Source organism: Longispora albida DSM 44784, from assembly GCF_000379825.1.
Lineage (GTDB): Bacteria > Actinomycetota > Actinomycetes > Mycobacteriales > Micromonosporaceae > Longispora > Longispora albida.
The window spans coordinates 1-20,585 of sequence record NZ_KB903835.1; the positions used below are offsets into that span (position 1 = coordinate 1).

Annotated in this window: 18 protein-coding genes and 1 tRNA gene; 10 read left to right on the top strand and 9 right to left on the bottom strand. The window is 65.9% G+C overall.

Annotated features, from left to right (window positions below; genetic code table 11):
- On the bottom strand, positions 1-1,923 hold a 1,923-nt coding region (locus A3G1_RS36370), incomplete at its 3' end, for a S8 family peptidase (RefSeq protein WP_157641317.1).
- 438 nt (positions 1,924-2,361) lie between these two features.
- Between A3G1_RS36370 and A3G1_RS40745 the strand changes: the two genes are divergently transcribed.
- From A3G1_RS40745 to A3G1_RS0123230, 3 genes are all read left to right on the top strand, one after another.
- Positions 2,362-2,458 (top strand) — tRNA-OTHER (locus A3G1_RS40745).
- Between the two features lie 436 nt (positions 2,459-2,894).
- Complete coding sequence (locus A3G1_RS40750; RefSeq protein ID WP_157641318.1) at positions 2,895-3,695, top strand: hypothetical protein; 801 nt, start codon at positions 2,895-2,897, stop codon at positions 3,693-3,695.
- Positions 3,696-4,188: 493 nt separating this feature from the next.
- Positions 4,189-4,455 (top strand): hypothetical protein, encoded by a 267-nt coding sequence (locus A3G1_RS0123230; protein ID WP_018351896.1) that lies wholly within the window; start codon positions 4,189-4,191, stop codon positions 4,453-4,455.
- A 283-nt stretch (positions 4,456-4,738) separates the two neighbouring features.
- Here the strand turns inward: A3G1_RS0123230 and A3G1_RS0123235 are convergent, their stop codons facing one another.
- The 5 genes from A3G1_RS0123235 to A3G1_RS0123260 all read right to left on the bottom strand — a co-directional run bounded on the left by A3G1_RS0123235 (position 4,739) and on the right by A3G1_RS0123260 (position 10,215).
- Complete coding sequence (locus tag A3G1_RS0123235) at positions 4,739-5,473, bottom strand: hypothetical protein (protein WP_157641319.1); 735 nt, start codon at positions 5,471-5,473, stop codon at positions 4,739-4,741.
- Entirely contained in the window at positions 5,470-7,656 is a 2,187-nt protein-coding gene (locus A3G1_RS0123240; RefSeq protein ID WP_157641320.1) for a hypothetical protein, read from the bottom strand. Before A3G1_RS0123240 ends, A3G1_RS0123235 begins: the two co-directional genes overlap by 4 nt.
- Positions 7,653-8,051: a hypothetical protein gene (locus A3G1_RS38905; RefSeq protein ID WP_018351900.1), complete on the bottom strand. Its 399-nt coding sequence runs from the start codon at positions 8,049-8,051 to the stop codon at positions 7,653-7,655. The genes A3G1_RS0123240 and A3G1_RS38905 overlap by 4 nt, the downstream gene beginning before the upstream one ends.
- Positions 8,052-8,333: 282 nt before the next feature.
- On the bottom strand, positions 8,334-9,428 hold the full coding sequence (locus A3G1_RS40755) for a competence protein CoiA family protein (protein WP_157641321.1): 1,095 nt from the start codon (positions 9,426-9,428) through the stop codon (positions 8,334-8,336).
- A 550-nt stretch (positions 9,429-9,978) separates the two neighbouring features.
- Positions 9,979-10,215: a hypothetical protein gene (locus A3G1_RS0123260; protein ID WP_157641322.1), complete on the bottom strand. Its 237-nt coding sequence runs from the start codon at positions 10,213-10,215 to the stop codon at positions 9,979-9,981.
- 243 nt (positions 10,216-10,458) lie between these two features.
- Here A3G1_RS0123260 and A3G1_RS39800 point away from each other — a divergent pair, with 243 nt between their 5' ends.
- The 4 genes from A3G1_RS39800 to A3G1_RS40765 all read left to right on the top strand — a co-directional run bounded on the left by A3G1_RS39800 (position 10,459) and on the right by A3G1_RS40765 (position 15,191).
- The gene (locus A3G1_RS39800) at positions 10,459-11,907 is read left to right on the top strand and encodes a site-specific DNA-methyltransferase (RefSeq protein ID WP_211216381.1); all 1,449 of its coding nucleotides are present in this window, start codon (positions 10,459-10,461) and stop codon (positions 11,905-11,907) included.
- Positions 11,904-14,366: a DEAD/DEAH box helicase gene (locus tag A3G1_RS0123275; RefSeq protein ID WP_018351904.1), complete on the top strand. Its 2,463-nt coding sequence runs from the start codon at positions 11,904-11,906 to the stop codon at positions 14,364-14,366. Before A3G1_RS39800 ends, A3G1_RS0123275 begins: the two co-directional genes overlap by 4 nt.
- A 30-nt stretch (positions 14,367-14,396) precedes the next feature.
- Complete coding sequence (locus A3G1_RS40760) at positions 14,397-14,543, top strand: hypothetical protein (RefSeq protein WP_018351905.1); 147 nt, start codon at positions 14,397-14,399, stop codon at positions 14,541-14,543.
- Between the two features lie 504 nt (positions 14,544-15,047).
- Positions 15,048-15,191 (top strand): hypothetical protein, encoded by a 144-nt coding sequence (locus tag A3G1_RS40765; protein ID WP_018351906.1) that lies wholly within the window; start codon positions 15,048-15,050, stop codon positions 15,189-15,191.
- 85 nt (positions 15,192-15,276) lie between these two features.
- Here A3G1_RS40765 and A3G1_RS0123290 read toward each other — a convergent pair whose 3' ends face one another.
- Positions 15,277-15,666 carry a hypothetical protein gene (locus A3G1_RS0123290; protein WP_157641323.1) on the bottom strand — a complete coding sequence of 130 codons (390 nt, stop codon included), beginning with the start codon at positions 15,664-15,666 and terminating at the stop codon, positions 15,277-15,279.
- Positions 15,667-16,333: 667 nt separating this feature from the next.
- Between A3G1_RS0123290 and A3G1_RS0123295 the strand changes: the two genes are divergently transcribed.
- Genes A3G1_RS0123295 through A3G1_RS0123305 form a run of 3 tightly spaced genes read left to right on the top strand, consistent with a single transcriptional unit; the run spans position 16,334 to position 19,022 of the window.
- Entirely contained in the window at positions 16,334-16,888 is a 555-nt protein-coding gene (locus A3G1_RS0123295; protein ID WP_157641324.1) for an RNA polymerase sigma factor, read from the top strand.
- Positions 16,885-18,084, top strand: a complete 1,200-nt coding sequence (locus A3G1_RS0123300; RefSeq protein WP_018351909.1) for a hypothetical protein — start codon at positions 16,885-16,887, stop codon at positions 18,082-18,084. The genes A3G1_RS0123295 and A3G1_RS0123300 overlap by 4 nt, the downstream gene beginning before the upstream one ends.
- Positions 18,081-19,022, top strand: coding sequence for a hypothetical protein (locus tag A3G1_RS0123305; RefSeq protein ID WP_169437606.1), 942 nt, complete (start codon positions 18,081-18,083; stop codon positions 19,020-19,022). Before A3G1_RS0123300 ends, A3G1_RS0123305 begins: the two co-directional genes overlap by 4 nt.
- Before the next feature lie 166 nt (positions 19,023-19,188).
- On the opposite strand, the gene A3G1_RS0123310 is transcribed toward A3G1_RS0123305, so the two are convergent.
- Positions 19,189-19,683 carry a hypothetical protein gene (locus A3G1_RS0123310; protein ID WP_018351911.1) on the bottom strand — a complete coding sequence of 165 codons (495 nt, stop codon included), beginning with the start codon at positions 19,681-19,683 and terminating at the stop codon, positions 19,189-19,191.
- Positions 19,683-20,573, bottom strand: coding sequence for a hypothetical protein (locus A3G1_RS0123315; protein ID WP_157641325.1), 891 nt, complete (start codon positions 20,571-20,573; stop codon positions 19,683-19,685). Before A3G1_RS0123315 ends, A3G1_RS0123310 begins: the two co-directional genes overlap by 1 nt.
- Positions 20,574-20,585 lie beyond the last annotated feature (12 nt).

Consider the following 20,585-nt stretch of genomic DNA (forward strand, 5'->3'; position numbering starts at 1 on the left):
GGTGTCGCTGTCCCATGTGGCGACGTCGGCGAAGCGGGCTCCGCCGAAGCCGGTGCCGATGAGGACCCGGCTGGCCCCGTAGGCGTAGAGGTTGCCGTTGAGGGGGCCGCCTTCGATCCGGTAGATGACGTCGCCGCTGCCGTCGCGGTCCCAGTCGGCTACGCCGGCGAAGGTCGCGCCGCCGAAGCCGGTGCCGGCGCGCTGGGGGCCGCTGGCGTTGTACACCATGAGGTCGCCGGCGTTGGGGCCGCCGTCGAGCCGGTAGTACACGTTGGTGGCACCGTCGCCGCGTACGGCGAGGCCTGCGAAGGTCGCGCCGCCGAAGCCGCTGCCGGCGAGCCTGGCGCCGTCNTTGCCGTAGGCGTAGAGCTTGCCGGCNTTNNNGCCGCCGTTGATGCGGTAGATGACGTCGCTGTGGCCGTCGCGGTCCCAGTCGGAGATGCCCACCATGGTGGAGCCGCCGAATCCGGTACCGATCCGCACGCGCGGGGCAGACCGCAGGCCGGTGGTGCCGGTGCCGGGGTAGCTCCACATCACGCCGTACTCGTCNACCGCGACGAGNTCGGCCTTGCCGTCCTTGTCCCAGTCAGCGATACCNGCGAAGTCACAGGCCGTGCACTCCGGAGAGTTCTGGAGCAGCAGGTTCGGCGACCCGTCACCAGCGGCCGTCACCCGGCCAGCCACCGCACCAGCCTTGAGGGCGTCAGCCGTGGCGGCGGGAGTAAGCCCGTAACGAGCGCGCAGCTGGGAGGCCACGCCGGCGACGTGCGGGGACGCCATCGACGTTCCACCGCGCGTGCTGTAGTAGTTGAAGGTCTCCCGTTCGCCGGGATTCGCGGGTGAGGCGGAGACCGTCGTGTGGCCCGGCGCGAAGATGTCCACGCAGGATCCGTAGTTCGAGGCACCCGTGATTTTGCCGTACCGGTCGGTGTAGGTCGCCCGCATGTCAGAGCTGTTCGTGGCGCCGACAGTGATAGCTTCCGGAACCCGGGCCGGCGACTGCGTGCACGCGTCGACGCCGGCGTTGCCAGCAGACACCACGTACGTCTTACCGGAAGCGATCGACCGCTTCACAGCCTCGTCGACGGCCACGTCGCCGTTCCGGAAACCGAGGCTCATGTTGACGACCGCGTTCGCGGCGCCGTTCTGAGTCACCCAGTCGATCCCGGCGACCACCTGCGCGCTGGTACCCCCGCCGGCGCAGTCCAGGACCCGCACCGCGGCGATGTTCGCCTTCTTGTTCACGCCAACGCGCGCACCGGCGACGGTGCCAGCCACGTGGGTACCGTGGCCGGAGCAGTCGACGCCCCAGCCGCCGTCAGCGCTGAAGTCCGCCACAGTGCTCGCGCGGCCCCCGAACTCCGAGTGGCCGGGCAGCACACCGCTGTCGATGACGTAGACGGTGGGATTCGCGTCGATGGGCGAGGCCGGGTAGTGGTATGCCCCGTCGATCGGCTGGTCCGGCTGGTCGATCCGGTCGAGGCCCCACGGCAGAGGCCAGTAGCCCTCGAACGGGTCGATGCTCACGTCGTCCGCCGCGGCCTGAGCCTTGACCGGAACGCTGACTGGCTGGGTTGCCTCATCGGCAAACGCGACCTGGTTCTGCTGGACGTAGGCCACCGCCGGGTCGGCGGCGAGCTTGCGTGCCTCAGACTCGGACATGTCGGCGGCGTACCCCTTGATGGCGCTGCCGTAGACGTGCTTGACCTCGCCACCGTGCCGGTCCGAGAGGCTGTCGGCGGAGGCCGACACCGCGTCCTTGCTCTTGCTCTTGTCCTTGAGCACCACGACGTAGCTGCCCGGGATCGCTCCCGGCTTGCCAGCTCCGACGATCTGGCCGGCCGGCTCCGCACCGGCCGCACCCGCGACCGCGAACGTCAAGCCGATACCCATTGCCGCACCCGCACCCACGATTCTGGGCATGCGTGATCTGCGCACGAAAACCTGTTCCTCCCCGTTACAACCGCAGGAACGCTGACCACGCCCCGCGATACTCGCCCAGGAAACCTAGTGAGGCCCTGCTCCAGGCGGCATCCGCCAAATGGCCATCAGCCGCGCTTTACCGCGTAAGCCGTGGCGAAAAGCACACTGAAACCGCCGCTCAGCGGATGCCCCGATTCCGGCTTCTGGACAGGAAACAGGCGGAATGACGACGAAGAATGCCTCCGTGGCGTATGCCGGGTTCAGGCCGCGGGGGTGATTCCGAGGGACGCGATGAGTTCCCTGACCCGGGTCCTGATCTCGTCGTGGATGATGCGGTCTGAGCGGGAACGGACACCACTGGGCAAAGGGGCGCGGCAAGCGGCTCGTGGGCGGCACCGGAACCGCCCAGACGGGCTGATCAGGTACCCTGTCAGCCTGAGGGCTGCTAGCTCAATGGTAGAGCAGTGGACTTTTAAGAACCCGGTCAAATCCTCCATAGCGCTGCGTGAGATTCCACAGTGCCCACATAGCCCTGGGTAGTTTCCACTCCCCGGGCGTGCTGGGCGAGGGGACATTCCGGACGGGATTCCACCGGCAGCGTTAGATTCCACAGACCGCGCTGGACTGCGGATGACCATTCGATGACCATCGCCTGCTCCTGAGCGCAGACAGTGCGAGCCATGTGGATACGAAGACTCTGGTCAAATCTTCCATAGCTCTGGGTTAGATTCCATGGCGCCCGCGTAGTCCTGGGTAGCTTCCATTCCTTGGACGTGCCGAGCGAGGGGATATTCCGGACGAGATTCCACGGGCAACGCTCGATTCCATAGGGCGCGCTGGACCCTGCCCGTGCAGCAGCCCGAACGCCGCTATCCAGGTCGTGGCAGCCTCAACCAGGCCAGCCCCGGATTCGCCGTCGGTGCTCCGTTGGGTACTCGGCTGCGGGGCTGTCGATCTGCGATCATCGGCGGATGATCGACGGACTGGCCGCGCTGTGGCCACGAGTGGGTTCGGTGGAGATCAGCGTGGCGCATCCGCGGTCCGGAGCGGAACCCCTGGTCGTGACAGACCCCGCTGAGCTCGGCAGGCTGGCCCAGCTGCTCGCCGTCCGGCGGGAAGCGGACGCCTTCGCCTGTATGTGCTGGGGTGAGCGCGCTTTTGAACTGCTCGACGCCGACCGCCGGCACCTGGCTCTGCTGCGCCAGCATGAGCCCGACGGCCTGGACTGGGCAGGCTGGGGTGGTCAGCTACGCCTGGCGGATGGTCCTGGCCTGCTGGCCTACCTAGAGGAACTCGGCAACGCCCAGGTCTTGCGCTGGATCGACCTAGCTCCCGCGCCGCTGCGACCGCTGGCGAGGACGTGCGCGGACCGCGACACGCAGCTCGGCGCGGACATCACCGATCCGAGTCCGAACAGACAGGAACTGACCATCGCGATCGAGGCACTCCGAGCGCTCGGCAAGGCTGGGCCCGTGCTGCTGGCGTGGTATGACCAGTCCGTCCCGCGCGCGGAGGAGGGCGTGCTGCCACATCGCCTGTTACCGGCGCTCCTGTTAGGCGAGCTGACTGGCGAGGAGTGGTGGCCGGTCATCGCCACCGGCCGCCAGATCGATCCGCTCGTGCGCTATTTCAGCGGCCCGACGTTCGCTGCCCGGCACCCAAGGAAGCGTCGGCTGCCGCTGGCGCTGCGGCAACGCCTCCTGAGGTATGCGCGGTCCGCCCGGCCAGAGCAACTCCGGGCCATCGAGCGGCGGGTGCTTACGGCGCCGTGAGTTCCGGTCCCGGGTCTGGACTACCTCGGCCGTGCTGGAACGCCCGGTCCGGCCGGAGTACCTGACGGCCGTGCCCGGCGATTGTGGTTGTGCACCGCCCTTCTCGTGAGGGCCTTCCTGGCCGGGGATGCAGTCGAACGGCTCGACACCGTAGTGCGAACGAAACGCCACCCAGCGCTGCGACTCGATGCGGCGCGGCCCGAACAGAACCTGACGGACCGCAGGTTTCAAGCTGTCGTAACGGATGTGCCGCGTCGGGACCCCGCCGAGCGCGCGGAACCGCGGCGACATAGCCTTCCATGAACGCCTCCTGCCCCTACGAGGCGAACACCCTTCTCCGCGCTAAAGGATCATCAATGGCGCTGCTGGCGGGATCCGCGATAGAGAGCCAGCCCGGTAGCGCGTCGCTGTCGTCCGCTCGTTCAGTGCCAATGCCATTCGTTCGTCTAGTAACACTTGCGCTGCCCTATGGTTTGCAGTGCAGTCTGGATCCATGGAAGATGAGGACTTCGCGGCAGTGGCGCAGCGCATCCGAGAGCACCAAGGCGAGCAGTTCCTTGCGCAATCGGGCCTGCCTATGACGTACACGGTTGAGGGCGACCGCATCAAGGTCGACCGGGCCAAGCCCTGGTTGTCGATGGACGGGGCGAGGGAGATCTGGGCGATGGGATCGGCGGCCAGGCTTCCTGATGTCGACCAGCGGATCACCGGCCGCGCATACCTGTTCGCGATCTTACGGGACCGCCGTATCGCGTCGTGACGCGCTTCATCCAAGGGCCCCGACACCGGGCTCCCGTTGCCGCTCTCATTGCTGGAGCCGTTCGGCTTACTGTGTCTTCAGGTCGATGTGTCGCAAGCTGTCTTCGAGTGCGGCAGCATCGCCGCCCCATTGCGACGTGTTCGGGCAATACGCCAGCGATCGGGATGCCGTTGTGCGGGGCGCGAAGCGTCCGCCACCAGCGACGATGAAAAGCGGCGACCGCCGCGCGGGTACTCGCCGTGCCAGCGGGCGTGGCGGGCACGGCGTGTCTGTGGCTGGCTGCCTAATGGGCAGAGTGGGCTGCTGTGGTGAGAACGTCGAGGTGCTGGATCAGGGTTTCATGATCGCCGATCTGGGTGAGGATGCCGCGCAGAGTCTGCAGGTCCTCCTGCCGGGCTGCGGCGTCACTCGTGAGCCAGGTGGTGATGGCGTGGGCTGCCTGATGGCGCGGGTCATGCTGGTTTGCTGGGGCCACGCGTTCCGTGTGGAGCTGATCGATTGCGGTTTGCAGCATGTCGCCCCGGGTTTCGGCGGTCAATGCTGGGAAGTTTGTGGCGGCCCAGATGAGCGCTGCTGGCCGATGGGCGAGAGTGGTATTGCATAGCGCCTGGATTCGTGCGTGCTCAAGCTCTGCTGTGATCTGCTGTTTTCGATGCAGGGCGGATCTGTGTTCCTGGAGCTGGAGGCTTTGCGGGCTTGTGCTGAGCTGCAGGGTGGAGCTTGTTTCTATTGTGCCGACCCCCTGCAGGTGGAGTTGCTGGCTGGCGATGGCGACCTGGATCTCGTCTGCAACGGGTTGTATCTGGTCGACCGGGTAGGCAACGCTGATGTTGTCGGCCTGCTGGTGAAGATGGATGCGGAGGAAGGGCTCGGCGCGTTCAGGTGTGAGGCCTGCGCGCCATCGGACGACGAACTGGGCGTTGAACACTGCTCCGGGCAGGTTGGACTGCAGCGTGGTGGAGAATCTGAGTTTTCGTTGCCGTAGCCCGGGTTTCCTCCAGGGGAGCCGCAGGGTCACGCTGCTGCCTTGCTTTCTTGCGCGGTGGCGCGGTTGTACATCGCCATGAGCAGAGCTCCGCGGGCAGGCGATGGGTTGCCCTGCGTAACGAACTTCTTGAACGGCTCACCGTCCAGCCCTGCCTGGATCACGGATGCCAGGACGGTGATGACGAGGTCGGTGTCGAGGTGCCCGGCATCTGCGCTCGATAGCCACCTGTGCACGGTCCGCATCGCGAGCGGGTGGCTGTCGTCTGCCCGCAGAAGCTCAGCCCATGCCTCGCAGAGGGCCTTCTGGCGTTCAGGGAGGCGGGTGATCGCATGTATGGCGGTCTGCCTACCGTGACTGATCGCCGGTTCCGCCAGGGCCAGGAGCGCGAAGTTTCCGGGCCGGGAGTTTTCCTCACCGGCCCAGCCGACCACGATGGCTGCGACCTCATCGCCAAGTGCTTCATCTGCGGCGAGGCTGCGCAATGCCTTGGCTGCGGCCTCGCGGGCAGGGATCACTTCATGTCCGATCAGGAGCTTCAGCCGGTGCATTGCTGCTTTCTGGCTGTGCCTTGCCAGTGGCCCGGCGCAGACGTCGGCGATCCCGGTGAGAACGTGCGGGGTTTTGCCTTTCGCCCATTCGTAGAGCCTGCGGCGTACGGCAGAGCCTGTTTCAGGACTGGTGGCGAGCCGCCCGAGGATATCCACGGCCAGGTCCCGCTGGCGAGTCTTGCCGTCGAGCCAGGACTGGGCGATCTCGAGGATTTCCAGCGCCCCCTGATCGGTCGCTAGCTGGACGAGTACCTCCGCGACGCGGTCTTCGTAGCCCTGGGCGGCGCCGTTGTCGGTGGTGATGGCCTCCATCCAGGCACGGAGCTTCTTACGAAGCCGGGGGCGTTCCTTCCACACGCGGTCGATGACCGCGCGGTCCACGCCGGGGCGTTTGCCGGTGATGGTGATCGCGCCGCCGATGCTGTCACCGTCGATCCACTCCAACATCTCGCTGAGCTCGGGTCCGATGAGCAGATCCTGGTCGGACAGCTTGTAATCGATCATGCGCAGGAACGTGTCGGCAGCCTCGATGATCACCTCCTCCGGGGCGCCGTCGAGAACTGCGGTTGCGATCAGCATCGACCGCTTACGGGCGATTCCCGCCTGGTATGCGCGGCTTCCTGTGCCGCCGGCGGAGGTGGCGTCCGATGTGCTGGCGAGTTTGCTGCCGAGATAGGTCTTCCAGTGCGCGAATGCCTCCGTGATCGTCTGTACAGCACCTGACGTGAAAGGAGCATGCTTGGTGATCAGCTCTGCCAGTTCCACCGCCCGGCGCGGCGACCCGCCTGCCAGCTTGCTGGCAAGGTCCTCGAATGCTGGCTCGGCTTCCGCCCAGCCGCGGTGCTCGGCGAAACCAGCCAGATGCGCGAGCATCACTTCGCTGGTGCCTGGGGGTTTCACAGGGACAGTGATCTCGTAGGTGTCACGTGCGCATGACCGCCACAGTGACTCGGTCACCAGGATGACCATGCGCGCGCCGTAGCCGGCGAGCTCGCGGCTGTATGCGGCAAGGCTTCGGCCAAAGGATTCAGGAAGTTCAGCGGTCTCGTCAGTGAGGTCTAGAAGGTACCGGCCGCCCGAGGCGCGGGGCAGCACATCTGTGCGTGGTGCCGGAGCCCAGTCCGTCAGGCATTCGTGTACCTGGTGGCCTTCTGCGGACAGCAACTGCAGCGCGCTGGTTCGCCGGCCCGTGCCTGGCCGGCCAGTCAAGACCACGACGGCGTGCAGAGGGCTGTCGAGTACCGTCTCCGCATCCTTGATGCCTTCTGGGCGTACGAACATCCCGTCCGGCAGACGTGGCTGTGACACCTCGACGAGAGGAAGCCAGCGCAGGTCCTGCTTGAAGAAATTGGCATCGCGCCCGCCCTGCACGACGAGGCCACCAGCCTCCGCGGCAGCCGCTTGCACGTTTATAGGCCCGCCGGAACCGAATCCGGGCCAGGCCGGAGGTCGCGGAGCCTGCTCTGGGCTGACCGCCAGGGCCGGTTCTGCGTGCATGGCGCCCAGGGCCGGAGCAGCAGTCTCGGGCGATCTGACCTCCTCTCGCGGCATGGGAGAGAAGGGGTTCGCTTCACTCTCCTGGCCGAACACAGCAGCGGCGCCGGCCGGCTCAGCCCCCAGAGAAAGCTGCGGTTCAGAAAAGCTCGTCTCGTTCCCCTCGCTCACCGCGCATCCATCCCGTTCACGTCCCTGCCTGCCTGGATAACGGTGCCGCCCCGGCTGGCTACACCATGCTGGTAGACCGGGCGGACCGCAGCGTCCGGTGTAGTGCGGCGGATCTCCTCCGCTAGCACTGCGAACTCCGCAGCGAAAACCGGATCGGACCGCAACCGGTCCCTGAACTGGCCCCGCAGCTCAGCCTCCACCACTTCCCGCTTCCCGGCAGAACTCACCAGCGTGGCACGCGACTCCTCCAGCTGCAGAACGTTCTCCTGCTCCCGCTGGGCATCGCCACCACCAAGCAGCACCGCCAGCCGTGACCGCACCTGCCCCCACGCATCAGTAGCCATGACGGCGACAACGGCCGCCGCCCCGCTCTGCGCCAACGCTCCCAAATCCATGCACGACCCCTTCAACGCATAAAAATGGCCTGTCCAGCCATAGGCGAGAATAAGATCACGGATCAGCTGATTGCATGGTCTAGTCAAGTTTCTGACGGGTGGGCAAAGGGGAATAACGCGGCCAGCCATCCTTCGGCTGGCGTTTGCAGGGGACTGGTGTCGTCGTCGGCTGGATACTGACCAGGATCGTCGCGTCGCCGACTGGTCCAGATTCCGGCGTTGTTGACAACTGGCCCGGTGCCCAGCCGGGAGAATCCTGCGAAGACCTGGGCAGCGAGACGCTCACCGCACCTCGTCAGGCCGTACTGGTCTTCGCCGGTCCATGCCGCACTGCTGGTGGCGGCCGAAGTACCGCCAGTAGATTCCCAGCTCCTCTTCGCATAGATCGCAGTACGCCGGAGGTAGCTCCGGGCGGGTGACTGCGGTGGACCGTCGTGATGGGCCGGCCCCGCTCGCTGCGGGCGTGGGGGCTTCGGGGAAGCCGTCCGGCTGGGCTTCCCGGTTCTTGCGGCGCCGCCAGTTGTTTTGCTGCTGGCGGATGCCTCGTGTGTGCTGCTGGATCGCTGCTGCGCGGGCCTGGGCTTGCTGGTGTTCTGCGGCTAGGAGGCTGGTGAGCTGTTCTGGCAGGCGAAGCCCTGAGGGTTGCAGGTCTGCTTCGGCGAGCGGGAACCATTCTATGTCGATAGGGTCTCCCGGACACGGTGGTGCGTGGCGGGCGAAGTGGCCGGTACCGGAGCGCGTACCCGCCTGGTCGTGGGGCCGGGCTACGGGGAATCCGATCCTGGATCCGCTCGTGTCGAGGTAGGCGGTCTGCACGCCTTCTGCGAGGAGAACTCCCGGAGGGCCGACGCCTTCGGGGAGAAGCCAGACGTCGGTGATGCCCGCGGCCTGGTAGTCGCGATGCCGGTTGATCCAGTCGGTGTCGACGACGGGCCTGGACTGCAGCTCCAGTGCAAGGCGTGCGCCGCCGGCGAAGACCACGGCGACGTCGGAGCGGCGTTTGCTGTCTGGTGTGGGGGACTCGGTGCTGGCGGATTGCACGCAGGGCAGGGTGCGTGCCCATCGGGCGAGGAGGTGTTTGCCCTCGAAGTGCCAGATTGTTTCGGCTGCGTGGCCGCGGGCCGGGCCGTGGCCGGGTGGGTGGGCGAAGTGCGGGCGTCTTTTCCCGCCGAGCCGTGACCGCACGACGAGAGGCACCAGGGTGCCGGCCGGTACGCCATCGCCGTGATGGCAGTACAGGCAGACAAGTGTCTCGTTACCGCGCCCGTCGCTGCGGCGGCGGTGGCCTTTGGCCCGCCAGGTGTCGGCGTTGGCGGAGTCTATGTGCACTTCCTCGCCTGTGGACAGATCGAGGCCGAGCACTGTGGTTGCGCGCATGGGAAGACCCGGGTTTCTGACAGGCTCGCGGCGTGTGGTGATGGCGTCATCGCCAGACGCCGGGAGCGGCTGGAGGACTGGAGCCACCAGGAGATGTCAGAAGTTGGGGATGCGGTCCCTGCACGCGCCGTCGCGCCTTCGCCGCCAGGCACCTGCCTGGCCGACGGCGATCTTCACCGAATTTTTAACGTGTTGTGTGCATTAGCGGTTAGGCATATGTGGCTCTGGGTGAAGAATACCGGTTTCAGCATGGCGGGCCAAGAGCTGAGTATCGGCGCATCTCCACGACCCGAAGGCAGGTGTGACGGCAGGCTGCCCGCCGGGCGCACGGGCTGCCCGGCATGCGGGCTGCCTGCCTGAGGCCGTCATTTCGCGGGTGTCCAGAACTGCCAGCCTGGTGGTGAAGGCGGCCATGAGGGGCGGGGTCGCCAGCCGAGTGGGGGAAGGGCGCTCCCCGGTTCGGTAACCGGCTGACTCGGCCAGGTTCTGCGGCCGGTGGTCGTATTGCTGGCATTGGCGGATCAAGGCAGGTGAGCCTGCGTAGCTATATCTATCCCTCGTCTACGAAGACGTCGCCGTCGACCACCACGGCGCCCACCGCCAGGTCTTCTGCCTCGGCGCCGTGGACGCAGACAGGAGCCTTTACCAGGTTCGAGCCCCGCTCGACGAGGACGAGCCCGGCCCGGTTGCCGTGATCACCGAGACCGAGCCAGCGATGCTGGCTACCCAGCCCGGGCTGGCAGCCCTGCACGATCCGGGCCGATCCTGGCGGTGACCTGTATTGCATTCCGAGATCTTGAGTCGACGCGCCGGAAGGCCGCCTCGGCGCTCTGACTGTCGGACCTCGTCGGTATCGTTACGGTCGGCGTTGGACGCTGTGGAGCGGAGCGGATGCATGAGTGGTCGTCTCACCCTGTCCTGGGTCAACAAAGACCAGGCGTTGCTGCCTGACGGCGATGGCGGTTACGAGTGGGTCGAGCGGAGCGACCCGAGGGTGACTGAGGTACACCTCCTCCACCATGGTGACCGTGTGGGCGAGTTTGTTGACGGACTTGATGATAACCTGCTCATCCAAGGTGACAGCTATCATGCTTTGCACTCCTTGGTGCGCATCCCCGAGTACGCCAAGCGATACCGGGGGAAAGTCAAGTTGGTCTATATTGACCCCCCGTTCAACACGGGCCAAGCGTTCGAGCATTACGACGATGCCCTTGAACATTCGATTTGGCTTGGCATGATGCGGGAGCGATTGCTCCTCATTCGGGAACTGCTCTCCCCTGACGGATCGGTATGGGTCCATTTGGACGATGCCGAGGCGGCCTACTGCCGGGTATTGATGGATGAGATATTCGGTCGGTCAAACTTCATCGCCACGGCAATTTGGAAGCGTCGCAACGATCCACGGAACACTGCTACACATATTTCAGCTGATCACGATTTCATCCTGTGCTACGCCAAGAATATCTCATTCAGTCAGTTCAACCACCTCCCCCGCACCGATGCGATGGATTCCGCCTACACCAACACCGACAACGATCCACGCGGACCGTGGCGCAGAGGAGACCTGGCGGCTCGCAACTACTACTCAAAGGGTCTGTACCCCGTCACGACGCCCAGCGGGCGTGTTATCGATGGCCCGCCCTCTGGTAGCTACTGGCGAGTGTCGGCTGAAGAGTTGAGCCGCCTGAATGCGGAAGGGCGGATTTACTGGGGGCCGAATGGCGACAGCCGCCCTTACCTCAAGCGCTACTTGACGGAGGTTAAAGGGGGCCGTGTCCCCTCCTCGGTGTGGCACCCTGAAGAAGTTGGGTTCGTTCGTAACGGGAAAGAGGAAGTGCGCGCCCTGGTGGGCGACGTATTCGCAACGCCGAAGCCTGAGCGACTCATGCACCGAGTGTTGCAAATTGCTACCAAGCCGGGCGACATAGTCGTCGACTGCTTTGGCGGGTCTGGGACAACTGCTGCGGTCGCGCACAAGATGGGACGCAGGTGGGTTACGGTCGAACTGTCGGCAGAGACGATAGCCGCATTCACCAAACCGCGCTTGGGAAAGGTGGTTGCAGGCGCGGACGCAGGCGGGATCACAACAGAGTCTGAGTGGTCCGGGGGCGGAGGGTTCCGCGTGCTAACAGTCGGTCCTTCGCTCTTCGAACGTGTCGGGAGCCGGGTGCTGCTCGCAGATTGGGCCAAGGGTGCTGAGTTCGCCCAGGCCGTGGCGGCACAGCTCGGGTTCCTCTATGAGCCAGATGGGCCTTTCGCGGGGCTCAAAGGACGTACTCGGCTGGCTGTGGTGGATGGGACCGCGGACGATGTGGTCGTCCAGTCGATCGTGTCGTATCTCGAAGACAACGAGCGGGTGATGGTGGTCGCGAAAGCGGTCGCTCCGGGCACAGAGCAAGTGTTGCGCCAATTGAGCATGGGTTCGCAGTTGCTGAAGGCTCCGGGTGACCTTGTGCGCCGTGGGAAGGTCGTGCGATGAGTTGGCTGCCGTTCGACGCCGCGCTGGTCGAGGAGATCAGTGCCCGGATGGACCTGCGCGCGCCCAACGCCGCAGCGCTGCGCGTCGCCGCCCAGGAGATTGAGCCCGGTGATGGGCGTGAGGTCGTCTGTGACTTGGCAACCGGGGTGGGCAAGACTTATCTAGCGGCAGCGCTGGTGGACTATCTGGCTGCGCAAGGCGTGCGGAACATCCTAATCGTCACGCCGGGCACGACTATCCAGGACAAGACGGTCGACAACTTCACGCAAGGCCATCCGAAGTTCGTGCCGGGCGCGGAGTATCAACCGCTGCTGATCACCTCGGAGAACTTCTCGCGCGGCCAGGTCGGGGACGCGCTGCACGATGACACGGTGGTCAAGCTGTTCGTATTCAACGTCCAGCAGTTGATCAAGCCCACCGTGAACACCTCCCGCAAGGTGCGGGCGACTGATGAGTTCATTGGCCAAGGGCTGTACGACCACCTGCGGGACACCGACGATCTGGTCGTCATCGCCGACGAGCACCACGTCTACAAGTCCAGCGCCAAGGCGTTCGGCAACGCGGTGCGCGAGCTGGGGCCGCGCGCCCTCGTGGGGCTGACGGCCACCCCCGACGATACGGACCTGGACAAGGTGCGCTACCGCTACACGCTGGCGGAGGCGATCGCAGACGGCTTGGTGAAGATCCCGGTCATCGTGTACCGGGAGGACGGCATCAAGGATGTTCGGACACAGCTCGCCGACGCCTGCCACCTGCGCGACCGCAAGGAGGCGGTGTGGAGGTCCTGGGCGGAGCACAACGGCCGAGCCTCGGTCACCCCAGTGCTGTTCGTGGTGTGCCAGTCCATCGCCGACGCCGAGCGGGTCGCGGAGACATTGACCGGGGACGGCTACCTGCCCGGCGATGGGCAGGTCCTGCTAATCACCTCTCAATCCAGCGACAAGGCCCTGGCCGACCTCGCCGCCGTGGAAAACCCCAGCTCGCCCGTTCGGGCCGTCGTCTCGGTGGACAAGCTGAAGGAAGGCTGGGACGTCAAGAATATTGGCGTCATCGTGGGCTTTCGCGCGTTGGCCTCCCAGACCCTCACCGAGCAGATCCTTGGGCGCGGCCTGCGCCTGCCGTTTGGCGAGCGTGTCGGCGTCCCCGCCATCGACCAGGTCGACTTGGTCGCCCACGACTCCTACCGCCAGCTTCTCGCCCAGAAGAACGCCCTGCTCCAACAGGTCGTCCCACCCGCGCCTGAGTCGACCTCTACCGCTACGCCTGCGGGCTCGCAGGGGCCGCTGCCGTTCGGCGCGAAGCCTGAACCGGATGTCTCCGGAGTCCAGGAGGTCGAGAGCCAGGGCAGCCTGCATTTGGTCGGCCCGGCCCGCGAGATCAACGGGCAGACCATCGACGGCTCCGAGCTTCTGCTACTCACCTCGCTCGACGCCGCCGCTGCGCAACACGAGCGTGACCGGCAAGCCGCCAGCAAGATCCTCTATAAGGTTGACGGGGCTCCGTCGATACGGTTCCCCCGCCGGGAACGCGAGGTCATGCCGGTGCATTTCTCCCTCAGCTATGTGGAGAACGCCGCCGCCCAAGCGGAGGGGGCGGGGTACGCCAGCGAGTTCCCTGTGCATCTGACCCGCAAGGCGCTGATCGCCCAGCGGGGAATTGACGGTGAGGTCGTCGTCCGCGAGCAGCGGGTTAAGGAGGAGGACGCCACCCAACGCTATGTGGCCGTGGCCGACGTGCGCCAGGATTTGGAGGACCGCATCCTCAACCTCGGGCTGGTGGAGCAGTCCCTCCCCGAACTCAACGGGGCGCGCCGCATCGCCGAGCAGTTCCTCCTCGGAGCTCAGGTCACCGCCGACGATGAAGACAAGGCCACCCTGTGGAGCGAGCGGCGGGCTGAGCAGGCGGTCAAGGCCATTGCCGAGCTGATCCAATCCAGCTACAACAACCGCCGCCTGCAACCCCAGTGGGCGCTGCGCCCGGTTGAGGTTCCCCTCCGCAAGCCCATGCCCAGCGATGTGGGCAGCCGGTGGGAGGACTTCATTAAACACCGCTGGTACGGAGACTGGGAACGCTCCATCCAGCAGGTCGCAAGCTTCGACGCCAAGACCACCGAGTGGGCCATCGCGAGCCTGATCGACTCGTCCCGGAAGGTCCATTGGTGGCTGCGCGTCTACGAGCCCGGCGAAGTGTGGATCGAGCGAGACAACAGCAAGAAGTATTTTCCCGACTTCATCGTCCTAGACGCCGACGGCGTGTACTGGGTAGTGGAGGGCAAGTCCGACCGCGACGCCCACGACGTCGATGTGATCGACAAGAAGCGCAACGCGGAGGAATGGGCGCGGTTCGTCCGTGACCACCAGAAATACGGCGTCTGGCGTTACGTCTTCGCCACTGAGACCCACATCAAGCAGTCCAAGAGCTGGGAAGAGCTCCTGGCTAAGACCAAGCCGGAGTTATAGCCCGGCGCACTTCAGCGGGAGGCTATCATCGTGCTGCCTCTCGCCACCGTCACCGAACTGCAAGCCCGCTACCACCCGTTGACCGACGCGGAACGGGCGTCGGTACTGCTCGCCGACGCCACGGCCGAGACGGCGGCCGACGAGGAGTACGCCACGCTGTTCCTCGGCGAGGCGTGAGGCCGTTTCCTCACGCCGTACAGGAACACCGGACCCGTCTCAAGGGAGCCGTAGTGTCGGTCGGATATTCGGCTGGTCCCGCGTGCCGGCTTGCTGGCGCGTGCTTTTGCGGTGGGTACTTGATGTGGTCGAGTGTGAGTCATGGATCGACGTTCCCCGCTTAACGACCGGCAGCGGACTGTTCTCCAGCTAGTCGGTGATGCGGCGCACCAGGCTAGCGATTGCTCTGCTCAGAAGCGATGAGTCCGTCGCTTCCGCAACTTGAGACCCAGCCCGTCGGCAGTTATCCACAGGCAACGGGCGGTCTGTGGATAACTGTCGGCTTGTGCGATGGCTGCGGCTGGTGGTGGCACTGGCACCTTGGCTGAGCTGGCAGCCGCACGACTATCGGATAGCTTGGAAGCATGCTCTCCTGAGAACACCTCATCGGCCGGGGCGGCGAGGCCTGACAGTGGATGCCGGCCGTGAGAGCGTTGGTCCTTTCCGGGCCGCAGGATGAGGGCGATGGACGCCGCTCCGACGCACATGACGGCTCCTGCCAGGAACATGGCTGCTGTTCCTGGCAGGTCGAGCAGCCAGCACAGGCCTGCGACGGCGGCGATCAGCGCCGACATCGCGAACATGATCATGGCGGCTGAGGCGGCGTAGACGACTGGGCTATCGGCTGGCCCGCCGGCTTTCATGCTGCGGCGGGACAGTTCTACTCGGACGTCACCGCCGGGAAGGTTGTCTGTCATGAGGCGGCCCGCCGCGCGGCCAAGCGTGACACCTCGTCGCGGGACATGCCGGTGGCAGAGGCGATGTCAGCAAAGGTCGCGCTGCCGGACGCCACGGCGTCGCTGACAAGCGTGTGCAAGCTGGCATGGGTGCAAGTTGTCCCGGGCTCCTGGCACAGCGCACCCAGGAGCAGGGGCCATTCGGCGGGGGCGAGGTGGAGCTCGGCCCAGGTCTGGCCGGCGCTGAGGATTCTGCGTGTCACTGACCAGCCGCGCTCGCCGAATATGGCATCCAGCTCGAGAAAGCTGATGGGGCTCTCTAGCCGTATCCGGTATCTGGCGATCCTGAGTGGCTCCCCGCCGGAGGCCCGCCAGAGATCGGCATCGACCAGGCTGGCCGAGCGCAAGACCGCCACCCGGTAGAGAGGGCGTGGTGTGGGAGGCCCGGAGAGGCCGCGGAGGGCGTCGGTGTAGGAGACCCCGAGAGTGCTGGCCCGGCGCCGGGCACGCTGCTTGGCGCCTCTGGACGTGGTCACGCAAGAGTCCTATTCCCGGCTGAGGCTGCCCACGCCTGCTCAGCCGTCAAGGACTACGCAAGGGATGCAAGGGTCCAGTGGCTGCTCGGTGCGTGGCGCGATTCCCCCGGTTGTGCGTGCGGGTACAACCTCCCGCCGATCGGCCCGAAGTCCGTGGGTGCTTCCAGCCCGGCTCAGGCCAGCGCCGTGGCCTTCGCCGGATAAGGTACCCCAGCGGGGCACAAAGCTCCACTTGCGACACCAGCGGCGTGTCACTGCGGGTGGCTGCGCACCGCGCCCGGGCAGGTGGCAGGGAGCTGTGCGCCGTCCAGCATCTATGTGATCTGGGTCACATGAGTCCCCCGAGGTGGGGTTACTGGAGGACTTGAGTACTGGCGGGCAGCAAGGAAACGCGTCCGGTTGGGCTCGATCCGGACCCGGGTACGGCCGCCGTCGTAGCGTGCAGGTTCTCCCGGGGCGCGGGCTGCGACGGGGGCTTCGCGTATCTCCTCGAGACTTTGACGACGGGATGGCCATAGTGGCGGGTGGGAGCGGGCACGTGGAGGAAGCCGATCCGCGTGAGGAGTTCTATGGGGAGCACCATCGCCGCCTGGCGGTCTTCATCCGCGGGCGGGTTGCCGATGCGGGGATAGCGGAGCAGATCGAGCAGGAGACCTGGGCTCAGGTGATCCGCCAGTGGGACACCCTCCGGATGCCGGAGGTGGTTCTGCTGACGGTCGCGTGGCGTCGCATCGCGGACTGGTACGCCAGCAAAGGCCGCAGCGACCTGACTCCCGGGGACGACGTGGTGCGGTCAGCAGCCGAGCGGGCGCATTGGCGGATCCAGCACGGCGATGCCAGCGACCCGGGAATCTTCGTCCCGTCACGTGTGGACCTGCAGCGTGCGGTGGCAGAGCTGCCGCCCCGGCAGCGGCAAGTGCTCACTCTCATCGGTGTTGACCGCCTGACCCGGAGTCAAGCCGCCGGGCTGCTCGGTGTTGGCGAGGAAACCATCAAGACGGTTTATGCCCAGGCCAGGGCCGCTATGCGGAGCAACCCGGCGCTGGCGGGGTACGAACTGCAGCGGGCGCCAGCCCAGGAGGTGACCCGATGACCGCAGACCAGGAAGACGGATACGGCATGGACGCTCTGGACATGCAGCTGCTCGCACTCGGCGAGGCCGCTCTCCCGGACGGGCCCGGCAGCCGGCTCAAGACCTTCGCCGAGATGATGGCCGCGATCGGCGACCTGCCCGCAGGCGGTGATGACAGTGAGCCAGAAGATGACGCCAATCATCACACCGGCAAGGGCGAGTTTGCCCGCGATGCCTTCGAGCTCGGGCTTGGGCTGTTCGAGCATGGCGATCTTGACCGGGCGGAGCAATGGCTCCAGCGCGCTCTGCGCCATGGCCACGGCCCTGCGGGTGACAAGCTCGCCGATCTCGTGGAGCTGCGCACAGTCTTCGCTGACATCCAGCTCAGCTTCCCGCTGTCATGGCCGGAAGCAGAAATCGGCGAGATTGCCATTCATCACGCCTGCCAGACTGCCGGGCCTGTCGCAGAGGCACAGCAGTCAGCGAAGCTGATCATCGATGAGGCCCACCGGCGCGCGGAGTCGATCGTGGCGCTGGCCGAGCTGCGGACCCAGGCAAACCCCGCTGGCGAGCACGGCGCTGGAGGAGGCACATCTCCGGGAGACAGGCCGGCGAAGAGCCGGTACGACCTATTTTTTCCTGGCATGGCAGATGCGGAAGACCTGCGGCAGCGGGAACCCTGGGCGGTCGAAGCGAAAAGCTACTTCGCGGCCCAAGCCGGTAGCGGGAAATCTCTTCTGGCTTTGCAGGTGATTCGGCATGCGATTTCGTCCGGTCAGCGCATTGTTGTCATCAGCCCTACCGTGAGCGGCGCGAGGTGGTGGGCGCAGATGCTCCATCAGGACTGGACGAAGGAGCCCGGTACAGCCCCCGTAAGGGCGAGGGACAGGAGCACCGACTGGCTCCTGCCACTGTTTGAGCGTGCGGGTAAGGATGCCGGTGAACTGCGGAACGCGGCCTGGCGGGACTGGAACCTTGCCCGCGACTACTTCCGGCGGCACCTGCGGGACCCGGAGGCCGATGCGCTGCGCCTGGCGATAAGGGACCTCGCGCGGCGCTTTGCATGCTGCGGGCCCGGTGACGCCCCGGTGAACCTGCCGGCCGCCGGCCCGGGTGCCGTGGCGTGTGATGTGTGGCTGGAGCAATCCGGCGGGCTCATGATCCCATCCGATGTTCATCGTGACCTCGTGATTACAGGACTGGCGGGAGGACGATGATGACGACCGGTCCCGGGCTGGCTGCCAAGCGCATCAGCGCTCAGGCGTATGAAGCTCTCGCCGAAGCCCTGACGGCGATCTGCTGGAACAAGGCGCCCTTCGAGCGTCATGTCCGCATGGCGTTGCATGAGCATCCGGAACTCCTCGCGTGCCTGGACTTCAGCCTCGTCAAACGGCAAGTGGCCTCGGCGGTGGTGGAACTGCTTGCACAGGACTCCCGCTACCACCAGACCACCCTGACAATGATGGCCGAGCTGGCCGAGATGACAGTGTTCCCGAACCTCGCCTGCCAGCAAGACTCCGAGCAGCTCACCGCCCGGGCCCGCAGCGCCATCGAAGCCCTGAGCGTGATCACCCGGCAGTACAGGGCCGATCTCGGCGCCCAGACGCGCATCCAGGCACAGCGGGAAGCCGACCAGGTACAGCAGGCAGCCCAGCGGCGCTTCGACGGCGATATCGGTGCCATCAAGACAGACTTCCTGGCACTCACCACATCCGGTGACCGGCAAGGCCGCGGGCGCAAGTTTGAGTCAGTTCTCTACCGGCTGCTGGACCTGCACGACATGCAACCCCACATCGCCTACAACCTGCCCGCCGAGCAGATCGACGGCTCCTTCACCTTCGACACCGACGGCTTCCTCCTCGAGGCAAAATGGTGCCAGGAACGCATCGAACGCGAGCAAGCCGACGTGTTCGCCGCGAAAATCCAGCGCAAAGGCCGCAACACACTCGGCCTGTTCGCCAGCGTCAGCGGCTTCACCAAAGGCTTCCTCGACATCCCCCACGCCCACGGCTGCCCGTTCATCACACTAGACGGAGACGACCTATTCCTGATCCTCGACGGACGAGCCCGCCTCGACGACGCCCTGCACCGCAAACGCCGCCACCTCAACGACACAGGACAGTGCCACCTGGCTGTCCGGTCATTTGCCACCTGATCCGCTTCGCTGCGGGTAGGGCGTGCAGCCCTGCCTTCAGCGGGTTTCTGGCGGGAGTTATAAAGGGCCGCTGCGGTGCTGTTCCTGGGGAGGATTGCTGTTTCCGCAGCGGCCCTGGGTGATTATGCATGGGCTGGCATCACGTGCCAAGACCCTCGTGTGCTGGTCAGCTCGCTGGTTCGGTGATGCCTAGGGCGATGAGGAGTTCGCTGAAGATGTCTTCTGCGAATGTTCCGTGTGCTTCCAGGAGTTCGCAGATGGCTTCGTGATCGGGGTCGAGTCCCGATGCTGAGGCCCATGCGCTGGCCATGTCGGCGATCTGCGTGATGGTGTGCGGGAGCGGAGGTGCCCCGAAGGACAGCGCAGTGTCCGGATGGATGTAGGTATTCCAGCTGTTAGCGCTCCCGGGCATGGCCGCTGAGACCATCGCGCAGTCGCTGTCCAGGAACGTGGCGGCGATGACCGGGCCGTCTGTTTCTGCGGCAAGCGCTTCTGCTGTCTTGTCCATGTCGTCGGGGAATGCGCCTGCGATGCTGCATCGCTGCCATCCGCCTGGTACGCCTGCGACGTCGAGGATTTCGCTGCCGTACTGGCTGAGGGCCGCAGCGTCGGTGAGGGGCCGTGCAGACTTGGCGGTGATGATGTGGCCGGTGTATCCCATCAGGCTGAGATCTCCGCCGCGTCACGCAAAATGATCTTCTCTGCGGGTTCGTGCGGGGCTGGCGGCCGGGGTGTGCCTGGGCGGAGGGCCGGGGCGAGTGTTGTGAATACCTTCGTGCCTGCGGTCATGTCGTAGTCCGCGTAGGACGGCGTGGCTTGCAGCCAGTAGCCGCCGGCCTGTAGCGGCTCGGCCGTGCTGAACGCGCCGCTAGCCTGAAGGGCCTCCAGTCCGCCGAGGCGGTCGCCGGCTTCCTGTGGGCAGACCGTCACCCAGGCGTATCCGCGGAGGGTGGAGCGGCTCCGCGCGATGGGCAGCTGCTCTGTGACCTTGAACCGGTACTCCAGGGCTGACTGGTTTGAGTACCCGGACCAGTAGGAGACCTCGGCATACGTCGGGCCGTGCTCGTCCGCGAATCGGCGGGCGTGGGTGAGCAGAGCCTGCTGCCAGGCGGGGTCTTCCAGGAGAGCTGGGTCGAACAGGAACGCCAGGTGCAGCCAGCCCTCATCGTGTTCATCGATGTCGTACTGGATGGTCATTTTTGGCCGGCCTCCGTTGGGAGTGCCGAACTGGTCGATGGTGCACAACCCGAGGGTGCCGCTGGCGGGCACTTTCTTCGCCAGGCCGCCGAGGAACTTCTGCCACGTGGCCTCGGAGTACTCCTTGCCCGTGTTGCGGACTCCTCGTGCGGTGCGCGTGGTGGAGGCGACGTAGGCCCAGATGTCCCCGGGTTCGCCGATGGGCTGGCGGGACTTGAAGCTGCCCTCCGGCAGCGGCCCTGCTTCCAAGAGCCGCTGCCGGAGGTCGCCCCCGAGGGTCTCGAACGTGCCGGTCAGCCACTCCCGGAGGAGCGCGGCAGTGTCGCTGTCAGATGACGGCCGTTGCACGCTCATGATGAGCTTCAT

Excerpts from the sequence above, each read along its gene's own strand:
- A3G1_RS40750 (WP_157641318.1), top strand. The coding sequence starts at position 2,895 with ATGATCGACGGACTGGCCGCGCTGTGGCCACGAGTGGGTTCGGTGGAG.
- A3G1_RS0123230 (WP_018351896.1), top strand. The coding sequence starts at position 4,189 with ATGGAAGATGAGGACTTCGCGGCAGTGGCGCAGCGCATCCGAGAGCAC.
- A3G1_RS38905 (WP_018351900.1), bottom strand. The coding sequence starts at position 8,051 with ATGGATTTGGGAGCGTTGGCGCAGAGCGGGGCGGCGGCCGTTGTCGCC.
- A3G1_RS40755 (WP_157641321.1), bottom strand. The coding sequence starts at position 9,428 with ATGCGCGCAACCACAGTGCTCGGCCTCGATCTGTCCACAGGCGAGGAA.
- A3G1_RS0123260 (WP_157641322.1), bottom strand. The coding sequence starts at position 10,215 with ATGCAATACAGGTCACCGCCAGGATCGGCCCGGATCGTGCAGGGCTGC.
- A3G1_RS0123275 (WP_018351904.1), top strand. The coding sequence starts at position 11,904 with ATGAGTTGGCTGCCGTTCGACGCCGCGCTGGTCGAGGAGATCAGTGCC.
- A3G1_RS40765 (WP_018351906.1), top strand. The coding sequence starts at position 15,048 with ATGGACGCCGCTCCGACGCACATGACGGCTCCTGCCAGGAACATGGCT.
- A3G1_RS0123300 (WP_018351909.1), top strand. The coding sequence starts at position 16,885 with ATGACCGCAGACCAGGAAGACGGATACGGCATGGACGCTCTGGACATG.
- A3G1_RS0123305 (WP_169437606.1), top strand. The coding sequence starts at position 18,081 with ATGATGACGACCGGTCCCGGGCTGGCTGCCAAGCGCATCAGCGCTCAG.
- A3G1_RS0123310 (WP_018351911.1), bottom strand. The coding sequence starts at position 19,683 with ATGGGATACACCGGCCACATCATCACCGCCAAGTCTGCACGGCCCCTC.
- A3G1_RS0123315 (WP_157641325.1), bottom strand. The coding sequence starts at position 20,573 with ATGAGCGTGCAACGGCCGTCATCTGACAGCGACACTGCCGCGCTCCTC.